This is a genomic window from Amycolatopsis sp. NPDC114484 (assembly GCF_055633755.1).
On sequence record NZ_JBVKDQ010000024.1, the window covers coordinates 61,953 to 87,994 of the forward strand.

The window sequence follows — 26,042 nt, forward strand, 5'->3', positions numbered from 1 at the left end:
CCGTCGCGGCCTGATGTGGCGTTTTCAGCCTTTCAACCCGGATTCGGTGACCCCGCGTACCAGATAACGCTGGAGGAACGCGAAGAGCAGCACAATCGGCACGATCGACAGCACGGCGGCCAGGAACAGCAGGTTCAGCTGCGGGTTCTGCGAGGTGAGCAGCCCGGACAGCGCGACCTGCACCGTCCACGAGTCCGGCGACTGCGCGATGATCAGCGGCCACAGGAACGCGTTCCAGCTGCCGATCACGGTGATCACCGCGATCGCGGCGAAGAAGCCGCGCGAGTTGGGCACCACGATCTTGCGGAAGACGCCCCAGCGGGACAGGCCGTCGACCCGTCCGGCGTCTTCCAGTTCCTTCGGGAAGTCCAGGAAGTACTGCCGGAACAGGAAAACGCTGAACGCGCTGAACAGGCCCGGGATGATCAGGCCGCGGAAATCCGAGAGCCAGCCGAGCGTCGACACCACCACGAAACTCGGCACGAACGTCACCGAGGTCGGGATCATCAGCGTCGCCAGCACCGCGTAGAACACCGGCTTCGAGTAGCGGTACGGCACTCGCGCGAGCCCGTAGCCGGCGAGTGAGCACACGACCAGCAGGCCGACGGTTTGCAGGACCGCGACGACGACCGAGTTCACGATGCTGCGCGCGAACGGGACGTCCTGCTGGTCGAACAGCTTCGAGAAATTCTCCCAGTGGATCTGCTTCGGCCACAGCGTCCAGTCCGGTGAGGTGATCTCCGCGCGCGAGGCGAGACCGTTGCGCAGCAACAGGTAGAACGGCAGCAGGAACAGGACGGCGGACACCGCGAGCGCCGTCCAGCGAAGCACCGCGCGGATCATGTCGCACTCCGATTGAACCGGAAGAGTTTGCCCTGCAGGAGCGTCACCACGGCGATCAGCAGCGCCAGGATGATCGCGCCCGCGCTGCCGCGGCCCAGATCCTGGCCGCCGGAGCCGAGCGACGTGTAGTAGAGGTACACCAGCGGCGGCCGCGCGAACGGCGGATAACCCCGGGAATCGCCCATGATGTTGTAGAACTCGTCGAACGCCTGATAGGCGTTGATCAGGTTCAACAGCAGCACGGCCACCGACGTCGCGCGCAGCTGCGGCAGCGTGATGTGCCGGAAAACCTGCCAGCCCGGCTTCGCGCCGTCGAGCCACGCCGCCTCGTACAGATGCTGCGGAATCCGTTGCAGCGCAGCGAGGAACAGGATCATGTAGAAGCCGAGCTGCAGCCACAGCCGGGCAGTCACCAGCACGATCCAGTACAGCGGCGGGTGCACGGTTCCGGTCCACGCGACCGGGTCGAGGCCGAAGACGCCGAGCACAGTGTTCGCGAGGCCGTAGCGGACGCCGGAGAACAGCGATGTCTTCCAGATCAGCGACGCCACCACGTACGAACACGCGAACGGCAGGAAGAACACCGAACGGAAGAACGCCTTCGCGAACCGCAGCTGGTTCACGCCGACCGCCAGCGCCAGCGACAGCACGAACGTCAGCGGCACGATGAACACGGCGAACACGCTGAACGTGCCGAGGCTCGCGACGAACGGGCCGTCGGAGAGCATGTGCGCGTAGTTGTCCAGGCCGACGAAGACGCTCGGGGTGACCGTGTTGCGCGCGTCGAAGAACGACAGGTACAGGCTCCACCCGATCGGCACGTAGGCGAAGATCGCCAGGCCGAGCAGGAACGGGCCCACGAATCCCCAGAACGCCAGCGTGTCCCGGGTCTTCCGGGACAGCTTCATCCGAAAAGGCGTTTCAGCTCGGACTGCGCGACGGTGACCGCGGCCTTCGTCTGCGCCACCGGGTCCGCGCCCTCCTTGGCGATCTTCGCGACCGCGTCCGACAACGCGGTGTTCGACGTTTGTGTCCACACTGGACCGCCGATGAGGTGGCTGTTCTCCTTGACGTACTTCACCACGTCCGCGGCCGGACCGCTTTGCAGCGTCTGCGCTTTGTCGATCAGGCTCTGCCGGGCGGGGACGTGGAAGCCGTAGCGGGTGGCGAACTCGAGCTGGCTGTCGGTCTGGTCGATCCACAGCCACTTCACGAACGCCTTGGCCTCGTTGACGTGCGCGCTCTTCGCGTTGACCATCGCGCCGTACGCGCCGACCGGAACCGACGGCTTGCCGCTGTCGTCCAGCTTCGGGAACGGCAGCACGCCGAAGTCGTCGTTGAGCGCGTCGCGGACCTTCGGGACGTTCCACAGCCCGGTCCACTGCATCGCGCAGAGCCCGTCGACGAACGCGCCCGGATCCGACCAGTCGGCGGGTGCGCCGAGCAGCAGGGAACCGTTGGTGTTCAGGGTGTGCAGCTTGCTGAAGGCGGCGGCTGAGCGCGGATCGTCGAAGCCGACCTCGCGGTTGTTGTTCTTCAGATAGTCCAGCCCGGCCGACCACAGCAACGGCCCGGTCAGCGTGCCGACGCCGCCGTCATTGCCCGCGAACAGGCCCTTCACGCCGTCCTTCGACAGTTTGCTCGCGGCGTCGATCAGCTCGTCCACGGTCTGCGGCGGCTGCACCCCGGCGGCCTGCAGCATGCTCTTGCGGTAGAACAGCACCTGCGTGTCGGTGGCCTGCGGAATGCCGTAGACCTTGCCCTCCACGGTCTGCGCGGCGAGCACGGCGGGGCTGAAGTCGTTCTTGACCGGACCGATGATGTCGTCGAGCGACACCACCTGGTTCTGCCGGACCCAGTCGATCTTCACCTGCGCCTCGAAGACGTCCGGCACCGGGCTGTTCTGCAGCGCGGTGACGATCTTCGAGTCGTAGTCGCCCGGGTTCCACACCACGTTGACCTTCGCGCCCGGATAGCTGGCCGCGTAGTTCTTGACGGCTTCCTGCACGCCGTCCTCGCCGTAGGCGTGGTACCACTGCTGCAGCGGGACCTTCGGGGCCTGCGACGGGGCCGAGGCTCCCGCCGACATCGCCGTGGACGGCGGCGGATCCCCCGGACGCCCGGTATCCGACCCGCACGCCGCCGTGACCGCGCCCACCGCCGCCGTTCCCGCCAACGACAGGAACGCCCTCCTGCTTCGCTGCTGCATCCCCAGTTCTCCTCCGACGTGCTGGGAAGGACTCCTTGCGTGCAACAGATTCCCGCACGGAGTCCTTCCCAGGCCGACAACTCGCCGGAGATTTACCGCTCAGAGGTGTGAGATGTCGAGCTTTCCCTCGGAGTAGGACGCGCGCAGCCGCTTCTTGTCGAACTTGCCGACACTCGTCTTGGGCACCTCCTCCACGAACGTCCAGTTCTCCGGCAGCTGCCACTTCGCGACCTTGTCCGACAGGTATTCGCGCAGTTCTTCGGCGGTGGCTTGCTGGCCTTCCTTCACCACGACGGCGACCAGCGGGCGTTCGTCCCACTTCTCGTCCGGGATGCCGACCACCGCCGCCTCGGCGACCGCCGGATGGCCCATCACCGCGTTCTCCAGGTCCACCGACGAGATCCACTCGCCGCCGGACTTGATCACGTCCTTCGCGCGGTCGGTCAGTGTCAGGAAACCGTCCGGGCTGATCTTGCCGACGTCGCCGGTGCGCAGCCAGCCCTCGTGGAACTTCTCCGGGTCGATATCCGATCCGCCGTGGTAGGCGCCGGCGATCCACGGACCGGAGACCTCCAGTTCGCCGACCGCCTCGTTGTCCCACGGCAGTTCCTCGCCGTTGTCGCCGATCAGCCGCGCCGCCACGGACGCCGGGAACCGGCCCTGGGTGTAGCGGTAGGCCCAGCGCTCCTCGCCGGTCGCGCTGGCGGGCGGACGCGCGACGCTGCCCAGCGGCGACGTCTCGGTCATGCCCCACGCGTGCAGGATCGGCACGTCGTAGCGCTCCTCGAAGGCGTGCATCAGCGACGGCGGCGCGGCCGACCCGCCGACGACCACCTCGCGCACGTGGCTGATGTCCTGCGGGTTCGCGTCCAGGTGCGCGAGCAGGCCCTGCCAGATCGTCGGCACCGCGGCGGCGAAGGTCGGCTTCTCCGCGGCCAGCAGCGCCGCGATCGGAGCCGGCTGGAGGAACCGGTCCGGCATCAGCAGCGAGGCTCCGACCATCATCGCCGCGTACGGCAGGCCCCACGACATCGCGTGGAACATCGGCACGATCGCGAGCGCGAGGTCTTCCTGGGCGAGCCGCATGCTGTCCGTCATGCAGACCTGCATCGAGTGCAGCCAGATCGACCGGTGCGAGTAGACGACGCCCTTCGGGTCACCCGTGGTGCCGGACGTGTAACACATCGCGGCCGCGGCCCGCTCGTCGATCTCCGGCCAGTCGAACTCGTCGGACTGCTCGGCCAGCAGTTCGTCGTAGGAGTGCACGGTGACGCCCTCGGGCGCGGTCAGCGCGGACGCGTCGCCGTTGGCCACGATCACGTGCTTGACCGTCTTCATCCCCGGCAGGTTGCTCGCCAGCAGCGGAACGAGCGTGCCGTCGACGATGACGACGTGATCCTCGGCGTGGTTCGCCACGAAAACCAGCTGTTCGGGGAACAGCCGGATGTTCAGCGTGTGCAGCACCGCGCCCATCGCGGGCACTGCCAGGTAGGCGGCGAGGTGCTCGGCGTTGTTCCACATGAACGTGCCGACCCGCTGGTCGCCGGTGACGCCGAGACCGCGCAGCGCGTTCGCCAGCCGGGCGGCGTGCTTGCCGAGTTCCGCGTACGTCTCCCGGCGGGCTTCTGAACCGGTCCAGGTGACGACTTCGCTCTTCGCGTGCACCTTCGTGCCGTGGCGCAGCAGCTTCGCGAGCGACAGCTGTCCGTCCTGCATCGTGCTCAACATGGGTGACTCCCGTGGTGCTCGTTCGCCGGTGAACTGGGGTGCGCCCGACTCTAATGCGCATCCGCCGGATCGGGCACGAACAAGTTCGGTCACGGCTTGTCGGGCCCCTCCCGCCATCGGGTGGCGGCCCCGGCCGTTCATGATCCACTTCTGTCGCGCTTTCTGTTGCGGGACAAGAAAACGCGTTGTGTTAACTGTGCGGAAATACACTCCCGTTCGGGTGAGGTAATGGGGGTGGAAATGAGCCCTTCGAGGCCGTTTTCACAGGTCGCGAGGGGTCCCCTCGCGCAGGTCCGCCGTGCCCGTCGACGGGTGATAAGTGCGTGTCGGTTGCGCGTACTGCGGGCACGTGGCGTTTACTGGGGCCGTGGTAAGTGACGGCTGGCCAGCGCTTGCAGCTGCAAGCATCGGCTGAGACCGTCGGCCGCGAAAGCGGAGACCTGAGAGGAAAGGACATTACGTTGGCTCTGCCCACGTTGACTCCGGAGCAGCGCGCCGAGGCCCTCGCCAAGGCGGCAGAGGCTCGTAAGGCGCGTTCGGAGCTGCTCGCTTCGATCAAGTCCGGCAAGGAGAGCATCGAGTCGGTGCTCAAGCGGGCCAAGGAGAACAAGACCGTCGGCAAGACGAAGGTCACGCAGCTTCTCAAGGCGGTGCCCGGCCTGGGCGCGGTCAAGGTCGCCGCGCTGCTCGAGCAGGCGGGGATCGACCCCGACCGCCGGGCCGCTGGCCTGGGCGAACGGCAGCGCGAAGCGCTGATCGACGCGCTCAAGTAACGCTGATCCGGCGGCCGCGGGGAAGGTGTGCGCGAAGGTGTTGCCCCGGCGACACTTTCCCCGCGGCGCTCCCGGATCCTGAGACGCTGGTGGAGTGACGACCAGTACCGCGCCGGCGACCCCGGCCGAGACCACCGTCCGCTACCAGCGCGGCGACTTCCTGTTCGCGACCGCCCGGCGGGCCCTGCTCGCCCGCGGCGCGCTCGGGACCGTCACCGACGCCGACCCTCGCCGCCTCGCCCGCTCGGCAGCCGCTGAGCTGGAGCGTTCCGGCGTGCCGCTCGCCGTCGGCGTGCTGCCGTTCGACACCGGACCCGGCGCTGCCTCGCCGGGGCACCTCGTGCTGCCCCGGACGGTCCATCGCGCCCAGGCGAACGCCGAGACCCCGGCCGCTCCGCCCGCCGCCGAGCTGCCCGCTCCCACGGCCACCCGGCGGCTCCCGTCCGCTGAGGGCCACCGCGAGAACGTACGGGCGGCCGTCGCCGCCCTGCGCGAGCGTGACCTGCGCAAAGCCGTGCTCGCCCGCGCGCTCGAGCTGGAATTCGACGCACCGATCCCGGTCGAGGGGATCGTGCGCAACCTCGCGCGCGGCAACCCGCGCCACTTCACCTACGCCGCCGAACTGCCCGGCGGCCGCACTCTCGTCGGGGCCACCCCTGAGCTGCTGCTTTCCCGGGCCGGCGACTCCGTGTTCACGACCCCGCACGCCGGGTCGATGCCGCGTTCGGCCGACCCGGAGACCGACCGGGCCAACGGCGAAGCCCTCCTCGCGTCCGCGAAGGACCGGGAAGAGCACGACCTGGTGATCGACTACGTCATCGAGTCGCTGCGGCCGTTCTGCCGCAAGCTCGACGTCCCCGCCGGCCCTGAGCTGGTCTCCACGCCCGCGATCTGGCACCTGCGGACGTCCATCACCGGCGAGCTGGCGGACCGCTCGGTGACCGCGCTCGACCTCGCTGCCGCGATGCACCCGACGCCGGCCGTCTGCGGCACCCCGACCGTCCCCGCGCGCGACCTCGTGCAGGAACTGGAGCCGTTCGACCGCGGTTACTACGCCGGTGCGGTCGGCTGGGTCGACGCGGCGGGAGACGGCGAATGGGCCGTCGCGATCCGGTGCGCCGAAGTGGCCGAGAAGTCGATGCGGCTCTACGCGGGCGGCGGGATCGTGCCCGCGTCGGATCCGGACACCGAGTACCAGGAGACGATCGCGAAGTTCCGCACGCTGCTCGGCGCGATGGGGCTGGACGACAGCGCGTCGTGAGGCTTACGGCAGCCAGTGCTCCTCGGTGACGCTCAGGCTGTCCGCGGTCAATGCCGCCACCGCCGCCCGATGCCCGTCGGCCGCCTTGAGGTCCGAGAGCCGGGTCCGCGCCGGGTCGAGCGCTTCGTCGCCGGACGCCACCAGCTCGGCGGGGGCGTCGTAGCGGGAGAACGTGATGCTCTGCAGCGGGATCTTCAGCCCCTTGCCGGTGGCCTTCATCACCGCTTCCTTGCGCGTCCAGTAGATGAAGAACGCCGCCGAACGCTCCTCGTCCGACAGGCCCGCGACGGCTTCCCGCTCGGCCGGGCTCAGCGCGTACTCCACGAGCGAGGCGTCCGCCTTGCGGCTGGCGGTTTCGACGTCTAGGCCGACTGGCACGCCGTCAGTGACCGCGAGACCGATCAGATTGCCCGAATGCGAGATAGACAGCACGAGGTCCGAACCCGGTACGCGCGGACGGCCGTGCGGTTTGCCGCAGTCGTCGCAGGTCGCGTCGAAGCGCACGGACTCCGCCGCGCCGCCGAGGCGTTCCGCGACGAGCGTCTTCGCGAGCACCCGGCCGGTCAGGAAGCGGCGCTGGTCGATTTCGAGCCGGTACGCGTCGTAGCGGCCGCGCTCCAGGTCGTCCAGCAGCTTCAGGTACCGGTCCTCCGCGGGCAGCGGTTCGGACCAGCGCACCACGATTTCGGTCACCGGCATACCCTCCCTCGTCCGCCTCCGATCTTGCCCGGGTGCGCCGAGGTTTGTCATGCCCCTATCCCGAACGCGGCGAAGGCCCCCTCGGAGTCCGAGAGGGCCTTCGCGGCGGAGATGACGAGTGCTAAGACTTGTTCTTGTCGCGCATCGCGATCGGGACCCCGGCTAGGTCCTCCTCGTTGCACAGCAATTTCACGTCGTAGTAGGGCGAACCCTGTCGCTCGTCGTAGTCCAGGTGGATCGCGAGGACGTCGAGCGGCTCTCCGAGCCACTCCTGCGCCTGGCGCAGCCATACCGCACAGCGTTCCAGTGCGCTGGGCAGATCGTCGTCGCGAAACTCGACTGGTCGATACGGTACGTCCTGAACCTGGTCGCGCGGGTTTGAAGGTGCGGGCAGGCCAGGCGAGAGACCCGCGTCGTCCAGTTCAAGTTGGATCGTTTGGTCGGTCACCCTTCGAGCGTCCCCCACGTTCGCCGTCTGAGCAAGGCGTATGGCGCTAAAAGCCCTCTTGGACAGGCAAGTCCCACACCTGGGCGACCACTTCGAGGCATTGCCGGAGGTCGTGGGCACGCACCGCGACCGGATGTCCGAGCGCCCGCAACGCCAGTTCCGCGTAGTGCGTGGCCAGGCCTTCGAGCTTGAGCGGGCCTTTCGGCGAATACCACCTGGCCACGCCGCTGCACATTTCGAGCAATGCGAGCCGGGTCACGGCCGGTTGTGCGGTGTGGAACACGTTCGCCGCGGCGCCGTCTTCGATCGCGTTCGCCCAGTATTGCTCGTATTCGTCCCGCAGTGCGACCACTCGGGCACGCGCCGGAGCCGAAAGCGCGTCGACTTCGTTGTCCACCACCCGGGTTTCGCCAGGCTGGGTGGCGTGCGCGAGGACGTGCAGCGCGACCAGCGTGCGCAGCCGGACCACCGGATCGTCGCTGCCCGCGGTGGCCTTAGCGACCGCGTCGATCAGGCGGCGCAGCGAGGTCGTCATGATCTCGACAAGAAGATCTTCCTTGGTGCCCATGTAGTGATAGAGGGTCGCCGAAGAAAGTTCGGCTTCCTGGGCCAGATCCCTAATGCCGGTACCGTGGAACCCCTTGGTGGCGAACAGTTTCACGGCCGCCGCCCGGACTCGCTCGGCGCTGCTCACTGCCACTCCCCGGTGCTGCGGTCCCAGGAGCCGGCGCGGAGGTCGGCGACCTTTCGCAGCTCGCCCTTCGCGACGCGTTCCGACGGCGTGCGCGGCAGGTCGTCCGCGAACGTCCAGAACCTCGGCACCTTGAAGTACGCCAACTGCTGCGCGCAGAACTCCGCCAGCTCTTCGGGCGACGGACGGTCCGCGCCGCATACGACGTACGCCTTCACTTCCTCGCCGCGCAGCTCGTCCGGCACCGCGAGCACGGCCGCGAGCTGCACTTTCGGATGTTGCAGCAGTGCGCGCTCGACCTCGTCGGCGGAGATGTTCTCGCCGCTGCGCCGGATCATGTCCTTGGTGCGGCCGAGGTAGTAGACGCGGCCTTCGCCGTCCATCCGCGCGAGGTCGCCGGTGTGGAACCAGCCGCCAGCGAAGGCGCGCGCGGTCGCTTCGGGATCCTCGTGGTAGCCGTGCATCAGCCCGATGCCGCGGATCAGCAGCTCGCCAGTTTCCCCACGTGGCAACGGTTTCCCGTTCTCGTCGGCGATCATCGCTTCGCGGTCGCGGGTCGGCCGTCCGATGCAGCCGGTGCCGACCGCGGCGTCGTGATCGGCCTCGGAGACCCGGATGTCGCCGCCGGTCTCGGTCATCCCGAACGCCTCGTACCACGGCACGCCCCAGCGTTGCTCCAGCTGGGCGTGCAGGTCCGGCGGGATCGCCGACGCGCTGATCGCGCGGACGCGGTGGTTCCGGTCGTCTGGGTGCGGCGGCTGGCGCAGCAGCAGCGTCGGCATCAGGCCCAGGCAGTAGAACCAGGTGACCTCGTGCTCGCGGACCTTCGCCCAGAATGTGGAGGGGTGGAAGCGGTCCAGCACGACGAGCGTCGCCCCGGCGGCCAGCGCGAGCGCGACGTTCCACTGTGGATCGATATAGTGGAACGGTTGTGCGGTAAGCAGAATGTCGTCCTCGCCGACCGCGGGAAAATCGGCGGCGAGACCGATCGCGAGCGTGGTCCAGTACCGGTGCGGCAGCACGCAGCCCTTCGGCGCGCCGGTGGTGCCGGAGGTGTACTGGATGTTCACCGGCTGCTCGGCGACCACCGCTTCGGGTTCGCAGCGCGTTTCCGACTGCAACGCGTCCGGCGTGAGGACGCGTTCCACGGCCGTTTCCGGTGCGATTTTCTCCAGCAGTTCCACGAACTCTTCCGCGGCTACCGCGAGTCGCGCGCCGGAGTGGCGAAGGACGTGCGCGCCGTCGAATTCGCGGTAGTTGATGTTCACCGGGACCAGAACGGCGCCGAGTTTGGCGAGCGCGAGCCACATGAGCGGGAATTCCGGCTCATTGCGGAGCATCACCGCGACGCGATCGCCTGTCCGGATGCCGTGGTCTTGGAGCGCTTTCGCCAGGCGTCCGCTGCGGTCGTCGAGCTCGGCGAAGGTGAATCGGGTATCGGTGCTGTCGAAGATCCACGCGGTGCGCTCCGGCCAGAGCTGCGCGGCGCGTGTGACCAGCGCGACCAGGGTGTCGACCTGCTGCAACGGCGTCACGCCCGGCTCCGGAACGCTTCGGTCGACGCGCGGACAGCGGCCGAGTGCTCGGTGATCAGGGCGTGGGTGACCTCGAGTTCCAGCGCGGAGTCGAAGGCGTGGTCGATCCCGGCGTCCAGCGCCCGCTTCGCCATCGTGGCGGCCTCCGGCGGGTGATGCGCGATCTTCTCCGCCCAGCCGAGCGCGAGGGGCATCAGCTCGTCCGCCGGTGCCGCGGCGTTGACGAGACCGAGGTCGTGCGCGCGACGGCCGTCGAACCGGTCGCCGAGCAGCAGCAGCTCCTTGGCCTTGACCGGCCCGACCAGCAGCGGGAGCAGCCTCGACGCGGCACCCGTGACGCTCAGCCCCAGCGATACCTCGGGGAACGCGAACACGGCGTCCTCGGCGGCCAGGATCAGGTCGCAGCCCAGCGCGAACTCCGCGCCCGCGCCGATCGCGTACCCGTGCACGGCGGCGATCACCGGCTGACGCAGCGCGCGCAGCCGGCGCGTGACGTCCTGGAGCCGCTCCAGCCTCGCCCGGGAGTCACCCTCGGGGGTGGGTTCCTTCAGGTCGTGCCCGGCACAGAAGGCGCGGCCGTTGCCCGAGAGCAGCACGACGCGGGCGTCGCTGTGCGCGACTTCCTCCAGCGCGGTCAGGAAGTCGTCCACCAGCACGGGCGCCACGGCGTTGAGCCGCTCGGGCCGGTTCAGCCGGATCTGCGCGATGCCGCCCTCGACGGCCAGGTCAACGGTGCTCATGGAGGGGAGCCTAGACGTTCGATCGATCGATCGATAGTGTCCAGGGCATGCAGGTTGACGCGGTGTACGAGAACGCCAGGCTGGTCACCGGCGACACCGCGCTGGCGGTGCTGCACGGCCGGATCGTGGCGCTGGGCGACGACGCGCGCGAGCTGTCCGCCCGCCGCCGGGTGGATCTCGGCGGGGGTTTCGTCGCGCCCGGGTTCCACGACGCGCACAACCACATGGCCTGGTTCGGCATGGGCCTGGACGACGTGCCGCTCAGCGACTGCCGCAGCGTCGACGAGGTGTACGCCGCGGTGGCGCGGCGCGCGGCCGAGCTGCCCGCCGGGAGCTGGGTCGTCGGCAGCGGCTACGACCAGAACAAACTCGCCGGCGGCGAGCACCCCGACCGGCACGGCCTGGACCGCGCCGCCCCCGGCATGCTCGTGCGGCTCAAGCACACGTCCGGCCACATGACCCTGGTCAACTCGGCGGTGCTGGACCGGCTGGACCTGGCGAACGTCCCCGTCGGCGGCGACGTGGTGCTGTCGGCTGACGGCTCGCCGACCGGCCTGTTGCGCGAACAGGCGCAGTTGTTGCTGCGTCCGCTGACGTACCCGACACCGCTCGAATCGGTGGTCCGCGGGCTCGACCGGGCGAGCCGGCAGTACCTGTCCGAGGGCATCACGAGCGTCCAGGAAGCCGGAATCGGCGGCGGCCTGGTCGGCGAGACGCCAGCCGAGCTGGCCGCGTACCAGCTCGCGCGCGAACGCGGCGTCCTGCGAGTGCGGAGCACGGTGATGGTCGCCGCGAGCGTCCTGCACGACCTGCCCGACGGTGTCGGCTTCGGCCTGGACCTGGGCCTGCGCACCGGCCTCGGCGACGAGTGGCTGCGCGTCGGCCCGATGAAACTCTTCGCCGACGGCTCGCTCATCGGCCGCACCTGCGCGATGCACGAACCGTTCGCCGGCGAACCGGACAACCGCGGCTACTTCCAGGTGCCCGAGGACGAGCTGACGCGCACCATCCGCCAAGCCCACGACGCCGGCTGGCAAATCGCGACCCACGCCATCGGCGACCGAGCCATCACGGTGGTGCTGGATGCCTACGAAGCCGCCCTGGCAGCGAACCCGCGCGCCGACCACCGGCACCGCATCGAGCACTGCGCCGTACTCCCGCCCGCAGAGCTGACCCGCCTGGCCTCGCTGGGCCTGATCGCGTCCCCGCAGGGCCGGTTCGTGAACGAACTGGGCGACGGCATGCGCGCGGCACTCGGAGAATCGCGGGTGCCGTGGTGCTACCGCCTCCGCAGCGTCCTCGACGCCGGATGCGTCCTGCCCGCCAGCTCAGACCGCCCGGTCGTCGACGGTGCCCCACTGCTGGGCCTCGCCGACATGGTCCACCGCCGGACATCCACCGGCGAACCGTTCTCGATCGAGGAGGCGCTGACCCCGGCGGAGGCCCTGCGCGCCTACACGTACGGCTCGGCCTACGCGACCTTCGCGGAGAGCTACCTCGGCACGCTGGAACCGGGGAAGCTCGCGGATTTTGTGGTCCTGTCCGCGGATCCACTGTCCACTGTGGAGGACGCCAGAGTGCTCGGCACGGCGGTGGGCGGCGAGCTTCTGTACGAGGCCTCGTGATGGGGAGGGCGTCGTTCCGGTCGGCTCGCGGGCTGGGGTGCTGGCCGGGTGGCTTGGGTGCTTGCGGTCGTTTGCTGGTTCGCTCGGGTGCCGCTCGCCGCCCTGCGGTTGGCTTGGAGGCCCGAATGCTCGGCAGCCCGCGTGGGTGCTCCTCGCCGTCCGGCAGCTGGCCTGGATGCTTGCGGCTCGGTGCTCCGCCTGGGCACGCCTCGTCGTCCGGTGGTTGGCTTGGTTGCTCCCAGCCGCTCGGCGGCGCGATTGGGAGCGCGGGGCCGTTCGCCGATTCGCTCGCACGCCCCTCGCTGCCCGGCGATTCGCCTGGTCGCTCCCAACCGTTCGGCGGTCCGGTCAGGTGCTCGGGGCTGTTCGCTGGTCAGCTTGGGCGCTCCTCGCGGTTCGGCGGTTGCCTTGCGTGCCCACCACCGGTCGGCGGTTGGCTTGGGCGCTCGCGACCTTCCGGTGGTTGGCTTGGCTGCTCCCAGTCACCTGGCGGCTGGCTCGCGCGCTCTCCAGCGCTCGGCGGTCCGCTTGTGTGCTCGCGACCATTCGCTGGCCCGCTTGGGTACACCTCGCCGTCCGGCGGTTGGCTTGCGCGCTCTCCACCGCTCACCCGTCAGCTCGCGCGCTCCCCGCCCTGGGGCGACTCGCCAGCCGCGCCGGTCACCTCGCCGGCCGACTCGTCCGCTTATTCAGTTGTCGATTCACCGACCTACCACCACCAACTCCTTCCCTCTCTCGATGCTCCATCCCGGCTTCGCCGCGCCGGACTCCTGCTCTCTTGCTCTGATACCTGCACCGTAACCGCCACCACCGACAAAAAAGGGGTGCCCGATGCCCGTTCGCGACGCCGTCTTCGAGGACGTCGAGGAGATCTGCAGTCTCATCGAGGAACACGCGGTCTACGAGGACAAGCACGACCTCAAACTCGACCGCGCCGAGATGAGCGGTCACCTGTTCGGTCCGGAGCCGAAGGCGTGGGTGCTGATCTGCACGCCACCGGGACGCCCGGACCTCGTTGCCGGGTTCGCCTTCTGCAGCTGGAATTTCTCCACCTGGGAGGGTCGCCCGGGGATCTGGCTCGACGACCTGTTCATCCGTCCGGAGCACCGCAGGCATGGACTCGGCCGAGAGCTGCTGGACGCGTTGCGCGCCCGGACGACGGGGCGCGTCGAGTGGGACATGCAGGCGGGCAATGCCAAGGCCGAGGCGTTCTACGCACAGCTCGGCGCGGAGCCGGTGCCGGGGTGGGTCCGTTACCGCTGGCGGCCGTGACCGGACGGTCGCATTGGTCTGGAGTAGGACTGCGGCGGGGCTGGACTGGCTAGTGGTGGTCTAGGCGGGGCGGCTGCGGCGCAGTCCTGGCTGGGGATAGCGCGGGTGCCTGATCGAGCGATCGTTGCTGGCAGGGCTGGGTGAGCGCGTTCCCGTGGCGGACAGTCGTGGCTGCCTGGGGCGAGCGACCGCGGCAGACCAGACCGGCTGTCGCTCGCGGTCCTGACTGGCCGACCGCGACAGACCAGACCTCCTGCCGATGGGAGCCCGGACCGAGCGACCGCGACAGACCAGACCCGCTACCGCTGGCGGCCCTGACCGGCCGACCACAATAGTCCGGGCCCCGTATCGTATGCGGCATGGGAGATGGTTCCGTCCGGAGGTCGTCGTCGGTCGAGGACTACGTGCGGGTGATCTACGGGCTGGTCGAACGGGGCGAGGCGGTCACCAACGCGTCGCTGGCCGGGCGGCTTGAGGTGAGTCCGTCGTCGGCGTCGGGCATGGTTACGAAGCTTTCTCAGCTCGGCCTGGTCGCGCACGTGCCCTACCGCGGCATCGAGCTGACCTCGGAGGGGCGGCAGCTCGCTCGGTCGGTGCTGCGCAGGCACCGGCTGATCGAGACGTACCTGGTCTCCGAACTCGGCTACACCTGGGACGAGGTCCACGCCGAGGCCGACGCGCTGGAGCACGCTGTCTCCGATCGGCTCGTCGAGCGCATCGCGGCCAAGCTCGGCAACCCGGTGCGCGATCCGCACGGGGATCCGATCCCGGCTCCGGACGGCAGCGTCGAGGAGCTTCCGATGCGCATTCTGGACGACCTTCCGCCGGGTGCGGTCGGGGAGATCGTCCGGGTGTGGGATACCGATCCGGACCTGCTGCGTTACCTCACCGAGCACGCGATCGGCCTTGGCGAGCGGATCGAGGTGGTCGAGCGGCAGCCGTTCGGGGGGCCGATGGTGGTGAAGGTCGGGCAGCCGCCGGACGACGCCACGCACGCGATCGGCAAGGAGATCGCGCAGGCGTTGTCGGTGACCTTGCGCTGAGGTGCGTGCGCGCCCGGCTGGCGAGCGCAGGCGTTGTCAGTCACCCTGCGCTGACCTTGACACAGCTGGCGTACGACGGCTGCGCTCCGGGGCGTACGCGCGAATGTCGCCGCCGGACGGATGTGGCGGGAAGGTCCCCGCACCGACGATAAGCGGCATGACCACTACCAAACCCTTCCGCTTCGGGATCGTGTCCGGGTACGCGCCGGATCTGGCGTCTTGGACCGCGCAGGCTCGCCGGATCGAGGAGCTTGGGTTCGACACCATGTTCGCGACTGACCCGGTCGGCGGGCTCGACCCGTTGACGCTCGTTCCGGCCGCCGCCGCGGTCACCAGCACGCTGACCGTCGGCACCTTCGTGCTGGCCGATCCGTTCCGTGACGCGCGGAACCTCGCGTGGCAGGCCGATTCACTGCATCAGGCGACCGGTGGCCGCTTCCTGCTGGGGCTGGGCGTCGGTCATCCGGGGGCCGGGAAGCACGCGGAAACGCTTGGGCGCGAGTTCGTTTCGCCGGGGGAGCGCGTCGCCCGGTTGGCGGACACCATCGAGGTGCTTTCGCAGCGCCCCGACCGGCCGCGGTTATTGCTCGCGGGTTCCGGGCCCAAGATGCTCGCGCTCGCCGCGCGCAACGCTGACGTCGTGACGTTTTCCTGGGGGCCGCGCACGACCGAGGAACAGGCTGACTCCATTGTGGACACTTTTCGCTCGTTCGCGGGAGACCGGGATGTCGAATTGGCGGTGAACCTGACCGCGATCGGGGACAAGCCTTCGCCGCAGATCGCCCGCTACACCGGCGTTGACGTGCCGCAACTGGTCGAAGAGAAAGCTGTCACCGTCTTGCCGGAAAACCCCGGCGCTGCTGGGGAAATGCTTCTCCGCTGGCGCGAGCGGTGGGGAATTTCCTGTGTCACGGTCAATTCCGGCTACGCGGAACCGTTCGCCGCGATCACCCAGGCGCTCTCCGCACAAGGGTGACAGCTCTTCCGATCATGCGTTATCCGGCCTACGCTCCGAGGTTTCCCAGCGACGTGGTTCGGAGCGTGTGCGATGACCGGTCAGCGAACACCGACGATCGACCGGGGGAGTACAACAGGGCGGGATCTCGGGCAATTGCTCGAAACCGGCCCGTTCGCCGAAGCGCTGCGCGCGGCCATCCGGGCCCGCGGGCTCGGCCTCGAACGCATCAGATATCGGTTGCGGGGAAGGGGAACCACGGTCAGTCTCGCGACCTTGAGTCATTGGCAATCCGGACGCTGCCGCCCGGAACGCCCGGAATCCTTGCGGGCATTGCGAAATCTCGAGCAGATTCTCGGCGTTCCGGACGGGTCGTTGCGCAGGTTGCTCGGCCCGCCGCGTCCGCGCGGCCAGTTCCATCAGCCGGGCCAGCAGCTCTCCTGAGCGCGCCCGGCCGCGGCGGACGGCGAGTGCGCCGGCGTATCCCGACGCCTACGCGCCGTCGCCCGCCGCGTTCGCCCGAAGCCCCGCTCCCTTCCGCCGGGTGCGCGCCGCGGCACGGCAGCCCGACGGGGTTTCGGGCGGTGTGGGGGCGACGGCGGGCGCGGCAGTTCGCGTGCGCTACCGGGAAAACCTGATTCGGGGCACGCGGGCCCAGTCGAGCTGAAACCGGCGGCTTCTACGATCAGACCCATGCGTGCGGTCGTGATCGAAGAGTTCGGCGTGCTTCCGGAAGTGCGGGAAGTACCGGATCCGGTGACCCCGGACGGCGGGGTCGTCATCGCCGTCGAAGCGACTGGGGTGTGCCGCAGCGATTGGCATACCTGGCAGGGCCACGACGACGCGGTCCGGTTGCCGCACGTGGCCGGGCACGAACTCGCCGGGCGGATCGTTGAGGTGGGAAAGGGCGTCAAGGGCTGGGCGAAGGGCGACCGGGTGACGGTCCCGTTCGTGTGCGCGTGCGGCGTTTGCGCGCAGTGTGCCAAGGGCGACCAGCAGATCTGCGACGACGAGTTCCAGCCCGGCGCGACCCACTGGGGTTCGTTCGCCGAACTGGTCGCCATCGAGCACGCGCAGCCGAATCTGGTCGCGTTGCCGGACTCGATGTCGTCGGCGGAAGCTGCTGCGCTCGGTTGCCGCTTCGGGACGGCTTTCCGGGCGGTGTTGCGCCAGGGCGGTGTACGCGCGGGGCAGTGGGTGTCTGTGTACGGCTGTGGCGGCGTAGGCATCTCCGCGGTCCTGCTGGCGGCAGCTGCGGGCGCGAAGGTGGTTGCGGTGGACGTCTCGCCGCAGGCGCGCGCGTTGGCGGAGCGTTCTGGTGCCGTGCTGAGCGTCGACGCCAGCGCGTTCGACGGGCCAGCGGCGCTGGCTGCGTACGTCCGTGAGCGCACCGAAGGCGGTACGCACGTGTCGCTGGACTGTCTCGGCTCTCCAATCACCTGTGCGGCTTCGGTGGGCAGCTTGCGCAAGCGCGGCCGGCACGTCCAGGCCGGGTTGATGCCGCCCAGCCAGGGGGTGCCGCCGATTCCGATGCATCGGGTGGTCGGCGGCGAGCTGGAGATCGTCGGGATCCATGGCCTGCAGGCATACGAATACCCCGAGTTGCTCGGCGTGGTCGAGCGGTCCGGCATCGATCTGGACGGGTTGATCGGCACGCGGATCGGGCTGGACGGAGTGCCGGCGGCGCTCGCTGCGATGAGTGATCCGGTGCCTGCCCGCGCCGGAGTGACTGTCGTCGAGTTCGGGTGACGAATGGTGACCGGCGAACACCCTGGGTGGCGAGTCCGAGTTGTAGCTGACGAAAACCTGGCGGGTCCCGCGGCAGTGTGCAATTCTCCGAAGCTTGGCGGCAAGTGGCGAGGGGAACCCGCCGCAGGAGCGCCCGACAGGGTGGTTCCTGCGGCCGTCGGCCGCGGAGCGAAGTGATGGAGCTGCTGCCGCGTCCGCGCCGGGAGATTTCACCGGGCGCGGTGCACGTCCCGGATTGGCTCACTGAGCAGGAACAACGCGACCTCGTCACGGCCTGTCGCGGCTGGCGCGGTTACCGGTCGACCCGGCTGCCGGGCGGCGGGGTGATGTCGGTGCGCACGGTCTGTCTTGGCTGGCAGTGGCTGCCCTACCGCTACGACCGGCTGCGCGAGGACGGTTCGCCGGTGGAGCCGTTCCCGGACTGGCTGGCCGATCTTGGTCGCCGCGCGTTAGCCGACGCCTACGACCGGCCTGCCGACGACTATCAGCCCGACGTAGCGCTCGTGAACTACTACGACGCCACCGCGAAAATGGGCATGCACCAGGACAAAGACGAGCTTTCGACAGAGCCGGTCGTCTCGCTGAGCCTCGGCGACACGTGCGTGTTCCGCTTCGGCAACACCGAGCACCGAAACCGGCCGTACACCGACGTCGAACTGCGCTCAGGAGATCTGTTCGTGTTCGGCGGCCCGGCGCGGCTGGCGTTCCACGGAGTGCCGAAAACCCTGCCCGGCACAGCGGATCCGGATCTTGGCCTGACCGGGCGGCTCAACCTCACGCTGCGGGTGTCGGGGAGGTGAACCGGACCCGCTGACCCGGCCGGAGCTGGGCGGCGAGGTCCAGGTCGTCCTCGTCCACGACGGCGGCGACGGGATAGCCGCCGGTCACCGGATGGTCGGCGAGGAACAGGATCGGCACCCCGGACGGCGGCACCTGCAGTGCGCCGGGGACGGCGGCTTCCGGGGCCAGTTCGCCGACGCGGGCGCGGGTCAGCGCGGGACCGTCCAGTCGGACGCCGACGCGGTCGAGGTCGCTCGTCACGGTGTAGGTGCCAGTGAGCAAAGTGGACAGTGCGGACGCGGTGAACCAGTCCAGTCGCGGTCCGGGTTCCAGGCGCAGCACGGGTTCTTCCGCAAGCCGGGGCCGCGGGGCGAGATCGACACCAGGGTGGCCCTGTACCGCCGAGCCGATCGGCAGCGACATTCCCGCCGCGAGGACGGGCGGGCCGAGTTTGCCCAGCGTGTCGGTGGCTCGCGCGCCGAGCACCGGCGGCACGTCCAGGCCGCCGCGCACCGCGAGGTAGCTGCGCAGGCCGAGCGAAGCGACGCCGAGTTCGAGTTCGTCTCCGGGACGCAGCACGATCGGCGCACCGGTGGCGGCGGCCCGCCCGCCAGCGCGGATCGGCACCTGCGCGCCGGTGACCGCGACGGTGGTGTGTTCGGAAACGCGCAGCCGCAGGCCGCCGAGGGTGATCTCCAGCCCCGCATGTGTTTCGGGATTGCCGACGAGCCGGTTCGCCAGCTTCAGCGAACCCCGGTCGGCCGCGCCGGACCGGCCGACGCCGACCGCCGCGTACCCGGGCCTGCCGAGGTCTTGCACGGTCGAGAACGGACCGGGCGCGAGGATCTCGATCTTCCCGGTCACCGAACCGCCTCGAACCGCACTCGGGTACCCGGGACCAGCAGATTCGGCTGCTCGCGTTCGACGTTCCACACCTGCGCGCCGCTGTGGCCGAGCAGATGCCAGCCGCCGGGCGACGGATGCGGGTAGATCGCGCTGTACTCACCGGCGATCGCCACCGCACCCGCTGGCACGCGCGTGCGCGGCGTGCTCCGGCGTGGCAGGTGCAGCGCCGGATCGAGGCCGGTCAAGTAGGCGAAGCCGGGAGCGAAACCGCAGAAGGCCGCGACGTAGGTGCCTGCCGAATGTCGTTGCACGACTTCGGAAACGGACAGCCCGGTGGCTTCGGCAACGTCTGCCAGATCAGCGCCGTCGTAGCGCACCGGCAGGGTGATAGTGGCCGCCGTTCGCTCGGAGGCGTCCACTGTGGACAGTGAAGCGAGCGCGCGAGTCAACACGGCGGAATCGGTGCGGGCAGGGTCGAACCGGACCAGCAGAGTGCGTGCGGCGGGGACAAGTTCGACAACGCCCTCGGGTTGGGCAGCTTCGCAGGCCGCCTGGAACCCGAGCACGTCATCGACCTCCACGAGCAACGCGGAACGGCCGTAGCGCAAAACAGTGCTCACACGAACGACCTCAGCACCACGCCGGATTCGGTGAGCAGCTCGCGAATCCGGCGGGCCAGCTCAACCGCGCCGGGCGTATCCCCGTGCACGCAAAGGGAATCCGCCCGGAGCGTGAGCTTGCCGCCGTCATCGTCGACGACCTCGCCGGTGGTCGCCATGGTGAGCGCCCGCGTAGCCACTTCGTCAGCGTCGTGCAGTACTGCGCCCGGCAGCTTGCGCGACACCAGCCGTCCTTCGGGCGTGTACGCGCGGTCGGCGAACGCTTCGGCGTACGCAGGCACGCCCGCCGCTTGAGCCGCGCGCAACATTTCGGAGTCCGGAGGACACAGCAGCGCCAGGTCGGTGTGATAGCGCCGTACGCCTTCGACAAGCGCAGCTGCCTGCTCCGGATCGACAGCTGCGGTGTTGTACAGCGCGCCGTGCGCCTTCACATAACGCACGCAGCTGTGCGCCGCGCGCGCGAAGGCGTCGAGAGCGCCGATTTGGTACAGCACTTCGTCCGCGAGGTCTTCCGGCGCGATGTCGAGCGCGCGACGGCCGAAGCCGGCCAGGTCGCGGTAGCCGACGTGCGCGCCGATGGTGACGCCGCGTTCGGCCGCGCGTTCGCACACCCGGCGCATCACGCTGGCGTCTCCCGCGTGGAAGCCGCACGCGATGTTCGCGCTGGTCACGATGTCGAGCATGGCTTCGTCGTCGCCCATGGTCCAGGCACCGAAGCCTTCGCCGAGGTCGCTGTTGAGGTCCATGTCATCCCACCTGGTAGTCGCGATCGGGCCGGTCGGTCAAGAACATGTACCCGGGGGCGTGCGTGATGGCGAACGGCGGCCGGGACGCCATCAGCGCCGCCTGCGGGGTGACGCCGCACGCCCAGAACATCGGCACGTCACCGGGTTGCGCGTCGACCGGATCGCCGAAATCCGGGCGGCCGAGGTCGGTGATGCCCAGCTCGGCGGGATCGCCGACGTGCACCGGAGCGCCGTGCACCGCGGGCATCGCGGCAGTGATGCGCACCGCGTCCTCGACCTGGGTTTCCGGAATCTGCCGCATCGACACCACCATCGGGCCGCTCAGCCGTCCGGACGGTTCGCACTGCCGGTTCGTCACGTACATCGAGACGTTGCGACCCTGCTCGGCGTGCCGCAGCGGGATGCCCGCGGCGCGCAGCAACGTCTCGAAACTGAAGCTGCAGCCGATGGAGAACGCGACCATGTCACTGCGCCACACCCCGGTGACGTCGGTGATTTCGCTGGTCAGTGCGCCGTTGTGCCAGACGCGGTAGCGCGGCAGGTCGGTGCGCAGGTCCGCACCGGGCGCGAGCCGCGTGGTCGGATCACCGGGTTCGCTGACGTCGAGGACCGGGCACGGCCGCGGGTTGCGGGCGCAGAACTCGCGGACGTCGTCGGCCCAGTCCGCGGGGACCGCGATCAGGTTGGTCTGTGCGAAACCGTCGGCCCAGCCGGTGGTCGGGCGTTCGGTGCCGGTGCGAAAGAGCGCGCGAGCCTCCGCCGGAGTGAGCGTCGAAGGATCGTAGGAAGTGGTCATACCTCCACCAGTTCCTTGCCTCGCGTTTCCGGCAGGCCGAGCAGCGCTACCGCGGCGATCGCGTAACCGACCGCGCCGAGCACGATCGCGCCGCCCGCGCCGAGAAAGCCCACCACAGCGGGGAAAGCGGCACCGACCGCGCGGCCGAAGTTGTAGGTGAAGCCCTGTCCGGTGGCGCGCAGCTCGGTCGGGTACAGCTCGGCGAGATACGCGCCGAAGCCGCTGAAGATCGCCGAAGTCGAGAAGCCGAGCGGGAAACTGATCAGCAGCATCAGCCCGTTCGCGCCGTAGGGCAGCTGCACGAACAGCACGATCAGCAGCGCGGAAACGACGGAGAACAGCAGGAACGTCTTCTTCCGGCCGAGCAGGTCGGTGAGATAGCCGCCGCAGATGTAGCCGATGAACGCGCCGGGGATCAGCAGCGCGAAGTAGCCGCCGGTGTTGACCACGGACAGACCGCGACTGCTCTGCAGGTACTTCGGCATCCAGGTGAACAGCGTGTAGTAGCCGCCCTGGACGCCGGTCGCGAGGAGCGCGGCGAACACCGTGGTACGAAGGAGATTCGGCCGGAAAATCCCGGCGAGCGAGCCTTTGACCTTGGCCGAAACCCGGCGCGCCGCGGCCTCCGGCGCGTCTTCGACACTGCGTCGAACCCAGAGCACGAGCAGCGCCGGAAGGACGCCGACCCAGAACAGCACGCGCCACGCGATGTCCTGGTCGAGAACGCTGAACAGCACCGTGTAGACGATCACCAGCAGGCCCCAGCCCACCGCCCACGCGCTCTGCACGAACGCCACCGTGCGGCCGCGGTACTTGGCCGAGCAGTACTCGGCGACCAGCGCGGCACCGACCGCCCACTCGCCGCCGAACCCGAGCCCCTGCAGGCCGCGGAAGATCAGCAGCGTTTCGAAGTTGGGCGCGAATCCGCACAGCACGGTGAAGATCGTGTACATCGCGATGGTCAGCTGCAGCGTGCGGACGCGGCCGATGCGGTCGGCGAGCACGCCGGCTCCGACGCCGCCGATGGCGGACACGACCAGCGTGACGGTGCTGAGCAGGCCCGCTTCGCCGGAGGTGATGCCGAAGTAGGCGGTGATCGCGGCCAGGCCGAAGGGCAGGGTCTGGTAGTCGAACGAATCGAGGCCGTAGCCGCCGAAGGCGCCGAGGAAGGCGCGGCGGCCCTTGTGGCCGAGCGAGCGATACCAGCCGAACGGGTGGGCCGCGTTCGCGGTGCCGTCGGCGACGTTGACGTTCATAGGGCACCTCACAGGGGGACGAACTCATGGTGGCACGAGTCACATGGCCGCTACCGTACGGATCGTTCAACAATTCCACAAGTCCCTCATTTTATTGTTCACCGCCAGCTGGCTACGCTGGGCGACGTGGTCACCGACGGAGAACCCATGGGCCTGGAAGCGGATCGCGGCCTGCTCGGCCGGACGAGCACCGCGGAGCGGGTCGCCGGCGTGCTGCGCACGCGCGTTTCGGAGGGGTACTTCCTGCCCGGGGTACGGCTTTCGGAGCAGGACATCGGCAGCGCGCTCGGGGTCTCGCGCAATACGCTCCGTGAGGCTTTCCGGCTGCTGACCCACGAACGGTTGCTGGTGCACGAGCTGAACCGCGGGGTGTTCGTGCGGGTGCCGAGCGTCGAAGACGTGCGCGACATCTACCAGGTCCGCAAGATCATCGAATGCGCCGCGGTCCGCGACGTGACCGAAAAGCCGGCGGCGTACGCGAAGATCGCCAGCACGGTCGCGGACGGTGATCGTGCGGCGAAGCAGGCGCAATGGCAGGACCTGGGCACCGCGAACATCCGTTTCCACGCGGAACTGGCGGCGCTCACCGGCAGCGAGCGCATCGTCGAGCTGATGCAGGCGCTCGCCGCGGAGCTGCGGCTGGTGTTCCACGTGATGGCCGATCCGCGCCGCTTTCACGAGCGGTATCTGCCGCGGAACCACGAAATCCTGGACATGCTCGCGACCGGCGACGGGATCCGTACGGCGGAGATGCTCGCCGGCTACCTCGACGACGCGGAAGCGCAGTTGGTCGAGGCCTATTCGGAGCTGGCCGGCACCCGCTGATCGGGCCGGTCGAAACCGGCCGGTTTGCCCGGGAAGGCAGCGAGAATGGCCGTTCGGCCCCTCCTGCCACCCGAAGCCGCCACGGCGGCGCCGGTCTGGCTACCGTCGGCAGTGGGCCGCGTGAGAGCGCCGCCCCGGGCGTCGGGACCCCCAGCCGACGCGCGGAGGACGGCCCACGGCCGGGCGGTTGACCTTGGTTCCCGCCCGGCCCGCGCGGTTTCCGCGGCGGGCCGTGGCCACCGGGGGGAGGTCACGGCCCGCCGTCCTTCTCAGTCCACAGTGGACGGCTACTGGTTCACCGACCATTTCTGGTTGACGCCGCCGTTGCACGTCCACAGCTGCAGTTTCGTCCCGTTGGCCGAACTGACCCCCGCCGCGTCGAGGCATTTGTTCGCGTGCGGGTTGACGATGTCGTGCGCCGCGGTCACGACCCACTGCTGCGCGTTGCTGTTGTTGCAGTCGTACATCTGGACCGGGGTGCCGTCGTCGGTGCCGGAGTACTTGACGTCCATGCACTTGCCGAGCGCGCGAATGGACCCGTCGCCGCCGATGGTCCAGTTCTGCGCGGCGTTGCCGTTGCAGTCGGTGATCTGCAGCTGGGTGAAGTTCGCCGGATTGGCCCAGGGGACGTCGACGCACTTGCCGCCGATGCCGATGATCCGGCCGCTGGACCCGCCGTCGCCGCTGGTGTTCACGTGCACGTAGTCGACGACCAGTTGCTGCGGGAATTGCGTGTTCCCGTCCGGATCGCCGGGCCAGTCGCCGCCGACGGCGAGGTTCAGGATCACGTAGAAGGGATGGTCGAAGACCCAGCGGTTGCCGTTCAGATCGGCCGGGGTGCGGGTCTGGTAGGCGTTGCCGTCGACCGACCAGACGATCTTGTTCGGCGACCAATCGACCGCGTAGGTATGGAAATCGTCGGCGAAGACGGGGCCGTTGTACGCCGCGCCGATGCCGCCCGCGCCGGAGTAGCCGGGGCCGTGGATGGTGCCGTGCACGGTGTTCGGTTCGCGGCCGATGTTCTCCATGACGTCGATTTCGCCGTCGTTCGGCCAGTTCCCGCCGCCGAGCATCCAGAACGCGGGCCACATGCCCTGGCCGCGCGGGATCTTCATCCGGGTCTCGACGTGGCCGTACGCCTGGCTGAACTTGCCCGCGGTGTTGAGCCGGGCGGAGGTGTACTGGCAGGTGCCGTACCAGCAGGTGTGGCCGGAGTTCTCGCGTTTGGCGGTGATGACCAGGTGGCCTTGGCCGTCGAGCGCGCCGTTGGCGGCCCCGGCGGTGTACCACTGGCGTTCGTGGTTGTTGCCGTTGTTGTCGCCGGTTTCGTAGGTCCATTTCGACGCGTCGGCGGCGGCTCCGGCGGGGCCGTTGAAATCGTCGGTGAAGCTTTCGGCGGCGGCCGCGGTGGGAGGGGCGAGCACCGCTGGGGCGGTCTGCAGGCCGAGCGCCAGTAGTGCGGCCGCGGCGAAGGCGGCGGGGAGGCGTCTGGGGAATCTGGGCATGCGTGGTCACCTCGGTTTCGGGGAGGAACCTTGGGCGAGGGTGAACGGGAGTGCTTTGTTGTGGCGGGCAACAAAGTAGGAAGAGTATGCCTGGTCTGGACCTCTGCGGCAATGGTCCAGGTCCGTGAGGGGAACCCTGGGGGAATCAGAGTCCCTCAGGGTTCCCTTCACGGACAGTTCGAAGGGTCACCTGAGCGAGGGTAAGGCTGCCCCTACCGAGGTGAGGCCAGTCGGCACCATGGTTCGCCGGAAGCCTCCGTCCTACGTTCGGAAGTGCCAGCCGAGACCGGACGACAGGAGAGAGGCCGACATGACGGCGGGGACGGATCTTCGACCACCGCGGGCCACGCCCGCAGCGGAGCGAACGGTACGGGTCGAGCCGGGGAAGCGCTGGTGGCGGAGACCGTGGGTGGGGCCGCTGGGGCTGGTCGTGGTCGCGTTCCTGGCGTATTCACTGCCGCCGTACCTGGCGTTCGATCCGGCGCGGTCGCGGGTGCCGTCGACCTTCCCCGCGCACTATTTGTTCCTGGTGGGGCACGTGGTGTTCGGGTCGATCGCGATGGTGACCGCGCTGCTGCAGATCTGGCCGTGGATCCGGCGGAAGCATCCGGTGCTGCACCGCTGCTCCGGCCGCGCGTACGTGTTCGCCGGAGTGCTGCCGTCCGGGCTGCTGGCGCTGACGATCGGCGCGGCGACCCCGTACGGGCCGGTGACCCGGGCCAGCGACGTGCTGCTCGCGGTGCTGTGGCTCGGTACGACGTGGGCGGGCTACCGCGCCGCTCGCGAACGCCGGTTCGGTGATCACCGGCGCTGGATGGTCCGCAGCTTCGCACTGACGATGTCGATCATCCTCAACCGGCTCATCGGCCCGGTCGCGGCGATCTTCCTGGAACCGCGGCTCGCCACCACGTTCGGCGGCAGCGAGATCGCGCTCGGGCAGTCGATCGCGGCGCTCGGGGCGTGGGTGAGCTGGACGGTCGCGCTGATCGCGGCGCAGCTGTGGCTCGATCGAAAACCGAAGCGCCGCGCGAGTGTTTAGCTCTGGCTTAATCGTTTGGTGTCCGCGCCGCCTGCTTGTTAGAACACCAGCAGGCGGC

General features: G+C 69.2%; 26 protein-coding genes. 11 read left to right on the forward strand and 15 right to left on the reverse strand.

Annotated elements, in window-relative coordinates; all coding sequences use genetic code 11:
- Positions 1–24 precede the first annotated feature (24 nt).
- The 4 genes from ACZ7SW_RS38250 to ACZ7SW_RS38265 form a co-directional block, all read right to left on the reverse strand.
- A complete protein-coding gene (locus tag ACZ7SW_RS38250; protein ID WP_470235243.1) occupies positions 25–843 on the reverse strand; it encodes a carbohydrate ABC transporter permease in 819 nt (272 codons plus the stop codon).
- Entirely contained in the window at positions 840–1,751 is a 912-nt protein-coding gene (locus ACZ7SW_RS38255) for a carbohydrate ABC transporter permease (protein WP_470235244.1), read from the reverse strand. The genes ACZ7SW_RS38250 and ACZ7SW_RS38255 overlap by 4 nt, the downstream gene beginning before the upstream one ends.
- A complete protein-coding gene (locus ACZ7SW_RS38260) occupies positions 1,748–3,052 on the reverse strand; it encodes an ABC transporter substrate-binding protein (protein ID WP_470235245.1) in 1,305 nt (434 codons plus the stop codon). Before ACZ7SW_RS38260 ends, ACZ7SW_RS38255 begins: the two co-directional genes overlap by 4 nt.
- A 99-nt stretch (positions 3,053–3,151) precedes the next feature.
- A complete protein-coding gene (locus tag ACZ7SW_RS38265; RefSeq protein WP_470235246.1) occupies positions 3,152–4,780 on the reverse strand; it encodes a long-chain fatty acid--CoA ligase in 1,629 nt (542 codons plus the stop codon).
- 461 nt (positions 4,781–5,241) lie between these two features.
- Between ACZ7SW_RS38265 and mihF the strand changes: the two genes are divergently transcribed.
- Both mihF and ACZ7SW_RS38275 read left to right on the forward strand, forming a co-directional pair.
- Positions 5,242–5,553: an integration host factor, actinobacterial type gene (gene mihF, locus ACZ7SW_RS38270; protein WP_020664542.1), complete on the forward strand. Its 312-nt coding sequence runs from the start codon at positions 5,242–5,244 to the stop codon at positions 5,551–5,553.
- A 94-nt stretch (positions 5,554–5,647) separates the two neighbouring features.
- Positions 5,648–6,814, forward strand: a complete 1,167-nt coding sequence (locus ACZ7SW_RS38275) for an isochorismate synthase (RefSeq protein ID WP_470235247.1) — start codon at positions 5,648–5,650, stop codon at positions 6,812–6,814.
- 3 nt (positions 6,815–6,817) lie between these two features.
- On the opposite strand, the gene ACZ7SW_RS38280 is transcribed toward ACZ7SW_RS38275, so the two are convergent.
- The 5 genes from ACZ7SW_RS38280 to ACZ7SW_RS38300 all read right to left on the reverse strand — a co-directional run bounded on the left by ACZ7SW_RS38280 (position 6,818) and on the right by ACZ7SW_RS38300 (position 10,927).
- Complete coding sequence (locus ACZ7SW_RS38280) at positions 6,818–7,507, reverse strand: 4'-phosphopantetheinyl transferase family protein (RefSeq protein WP_470235248.1); 690 nt, start codon at positions 7,505–7,507, stop codon at positions 6,818–6,820.
- 127 nt (positions 7,508–7,634) lie between these two features.
- On the reverse strand, positions 7,635–7,961 hold the full coding sequence (locus ACZ7SW_RS38285) for a hypothetical protein (RefSeq protein WP_470235249.1): 327 nt from the start codon (positions 7,959–7,961) through the stop codon (positions 7,635–7,637).
- A gap of 46 nt (positions 7,962–8,007) precedes the next feature.
- Positions 8,008–8,655, reverse strand: coding sequence for a TetR/AcrR family transcriptional regulator (locus ACZ7SW_RS38290; RefSeq protein ID WP_470235250.1), 648 nt, complete (start codon positions 8,653–8,655; stop codon positions 8,008–8,010).
- Positions 8,652–10,187: an ATP-dependent acyl-CoA ligase gene (locus tag ACZ7SW_RS38295; protein ID WP_470235251.1), complete on the reverse strand. Its 1,536-nt coding sequence runs from the start codon at positions 10,185–10,187 to the stop codon at positions 8,652–8,654. The genes ACZ7SW_RS38290 and ACZ7SW_RS38295 overlap by 4 nt, the downstream gene beginning before the upstream one ends.
- Positions 10,184–10,927, reverse strand: a complete 744-nt coding sequence (locus ACZ7SW_RS38300; RefSeq protein WP_470235252.1) for an enoyl-CoA hydratase/isomerase family protein — start codon at positions 10,925–10,927, stop codon at positions 10,184–10,186. Before ACZ7SW_RS38300 ends, ACZ7SW_RS38295 begins: the two co-directional genes overlap by 4 nt.
- 47 nt (positions 10,928–10,974) lie before the next feature.
- Here ACZ7SW_RS38300 and ACZ7SW_RS38305 point away from each other — a divergent pair, with 47 nt between their 5' ends.
- The 7 genes from ACZ7SW_RS38305 (at position 10,975) to ACZ7SW_RS38335 (ending at position 18,371) form a co-directional block, all read left to right on the forward strand.
- Positions 10,975–12,552 carry an amidohydrolase gene (locus ACZ7SW_RS38305; RefSeq protein WP_470235253.1) on the forward strand — a complete coding sequence of 526 codons (1,578 nt, stop codon included), beginning with the start codon at positions 10,975–10,977 and terminating at the stop codon, positions 12,550–12,552.
- 831 nt (positions 12,553–13,383) lie between these two features.
- Positions 13,384–13,824 (forward strand): GNAT family N-acetyltransferase, encoded by a 441-nt coding sequence (locus ACZ7SW_RS38310; RefSeq protein WP_370933880.1) that lies wholly within the window; start codon positions 13,384–13,386, stop codon positions 13,822–13,824.
- A gap of 359 nt (positions 13,825–14,183) precedes the next feature.
- Positions 14,184–14,867, forward strand: coding sequence for a metal-dependent transcriptional regulator (locus ACZ7SW_RS38315; protein ID WP_470235254.1), 684 nt, complete (start codon positions 14,184–14,186; stop codon positions 14,865–14,867).
- Between the two features lie 157 nt (positions 14,868–15,024).
- Positions 15,025–15,843 (forward strand): LLM class flavin-dependent oxidoreductase, encoded by an 819-nt coding sequence (locus ACZ7SW_RS38320; protein WP_470235255.1) that lies wholly within the window; start codon positions 15,025–15,027, stop codon positions 15,841–15,843.
- Between the two features lie 72 nt (positions 15,844–15,915).
- Positions 15,916–16,266, forward strand: a complete 351-nt coding sequence (locus tag ACZ7SW_RS38325; protein ID WP_116201118.1) for a transcriptional regulator — start codon at positions 15,916–15,918, stop codon at positions 16,264–16,266.
- Between the two features lie 249 nt (positions 16,267–16,515).
- Positions 16,516–17,571, forward strand: a complete 1,056-nt coding sequence (locus ACZ7SW_RS38330) for an alcohol dehydrogenase catalytic domain-containing protein (RefSeq protein WP_470235256.1) — start codon at positions 16,516–16,518, stop codon at positions 17,569–17,571.
- Between the two features lie 176 nt (positions 17,572–17,747).
- Entirely contained in the window at positions 17,748–18,371 is a 624-nt protein-coding gene (locus tag ACZ7SW_RS38335; protein ID WP_470235257.1) for an alpha-ketoglutarate-dependent dioxygenase AlkB family protein, read from the forward strand.
- On the opposite strand, the gene ACZ7SW_RS38340 is transcribed toward ACZ7SW_RS38335, so the two are convergent.
- The 5 genes from ACZ7SW_RS38340 to ACZ7SW_RS38360 are packed head-to-tail and all read right to left on the reverse strand — an operon-like array spanning position 18,346 to position 22,615.
- Positions 18,346–19,215, reverse strand: coding sequence for a 5-oxoprolinase subunit C family protein (locus tag ACZ7SW_RS38340; RefSeq protein WP_470235258.1), 870 nt, complete (start codon positions 19,213–19,215; stop codon positions 18,346–18,348). The two genes, ACZ7SW_RS38335 and ACZ7SW_RS38340, sit on opposite strands and share 26 nt — an antisense overlap.
- Complete coding sequence (locus ACZ7SW_RS38345; protein ID WP_470235259.1) at positions 19,212–19,817, reverse strand: 5-oxoprolinase subunit B family protein; 606 nt, start codon at positions 19,815–19,817, stop codon at positions 19,212–19,214. The genes ACZ7SW_RS38340 and ACZ7SW_RS38345 overlap by 4 nt, the downstream gene beginning before the upstream one ends.
- Complete coding sequence (locus ACZ7SW_RS38350) at positions 19,814–20,563, reverse strand: LamB/YcsF family protein (RefSeq protein ID WP_470235260.1); 750 nt, start codon at positions 20,561–20,563, stop codon at positions 19,814–19,816. The genes ACZ7SW_RS38345 and ACZ7SW_RS38350 overlap by 4 nt, the downstream gene beginning before the upstream one ends.
- Position 20,564: 1 nt before the next feature.
- Positions 20,565–21,359: a putative hydro-lyase gene (locus ACZ7SW_RS38355; RefSeq protein WP_470235261.1), complete on the reverse strand. Its 795-nt coding sequence runs from the start codon at positions 21,357–21,359 to the stop codon at positions 20,565–20,567.
- A complete protein-coding gene (locus ACZ7SW_RS38360; RefSeq protein ID WP_470235262.1) occupies positions 21,356–22,615 on the reverse strand; it encodes an MFS transporter in 1,260 nt (419 codons plus the stop codon). The genes ACZ7SW_RS38355 and ACZ7SW_RS38360 overlap by 4 nt, the downstream gene beginning before the upstream one ends.
- Positions 22,616–22,762: 147 nt before the next feature.
- Between ACZ7SW_RS38360 and ACZ7SW_RS38365 the strand changes: the two genes are divergently transcribed.
- Entirely contained in the window at positions 22,763–23,440 is a 678-nt protein-coding gene (locus ACZ7SW_RS38365) for a GntR family transcriptional regulator (protein WP_470235297.1), read from the forward strand.
- A gap of 287 nt (positions 23,441–23,727) precedes the next feature.
- Here ACZ7SW_RS38365 and ACZ7SW_RS38370 read toward each other — a convergent pair whose 3' ends face one another.
- Complete coding sequence (locus tag ACZ7SW_RS38370; RefSeq protein ID WP_470235263.1) at positions 23,728–24,945, reverse strand: family 16 glycosylhydrolase; 1,218 nt, start codon at positions 24,943–24,945, stop codon at positions 23,728–23,730.
- Positions 24,946–25,354: 409 nt separating this feature from the next.
- On the opposite strand from ACZ7SW_RS38370, the gene ACZ7SW_RS38375 reads away from it, so the two are divergent.
- On the forward strand, positions 25,355–25,984 hold the full coding sequence (locus ACZ7SW_RS38375) for a DUF2306 domain-containing protein (protein ID WP_470235264.1): 630 nt from the start codon (positions 25,355–25,357) through the stop codon (positions 25,982–25,984).
- Positions 25,985–26,042: the final 58 nt, after the last annotated feature.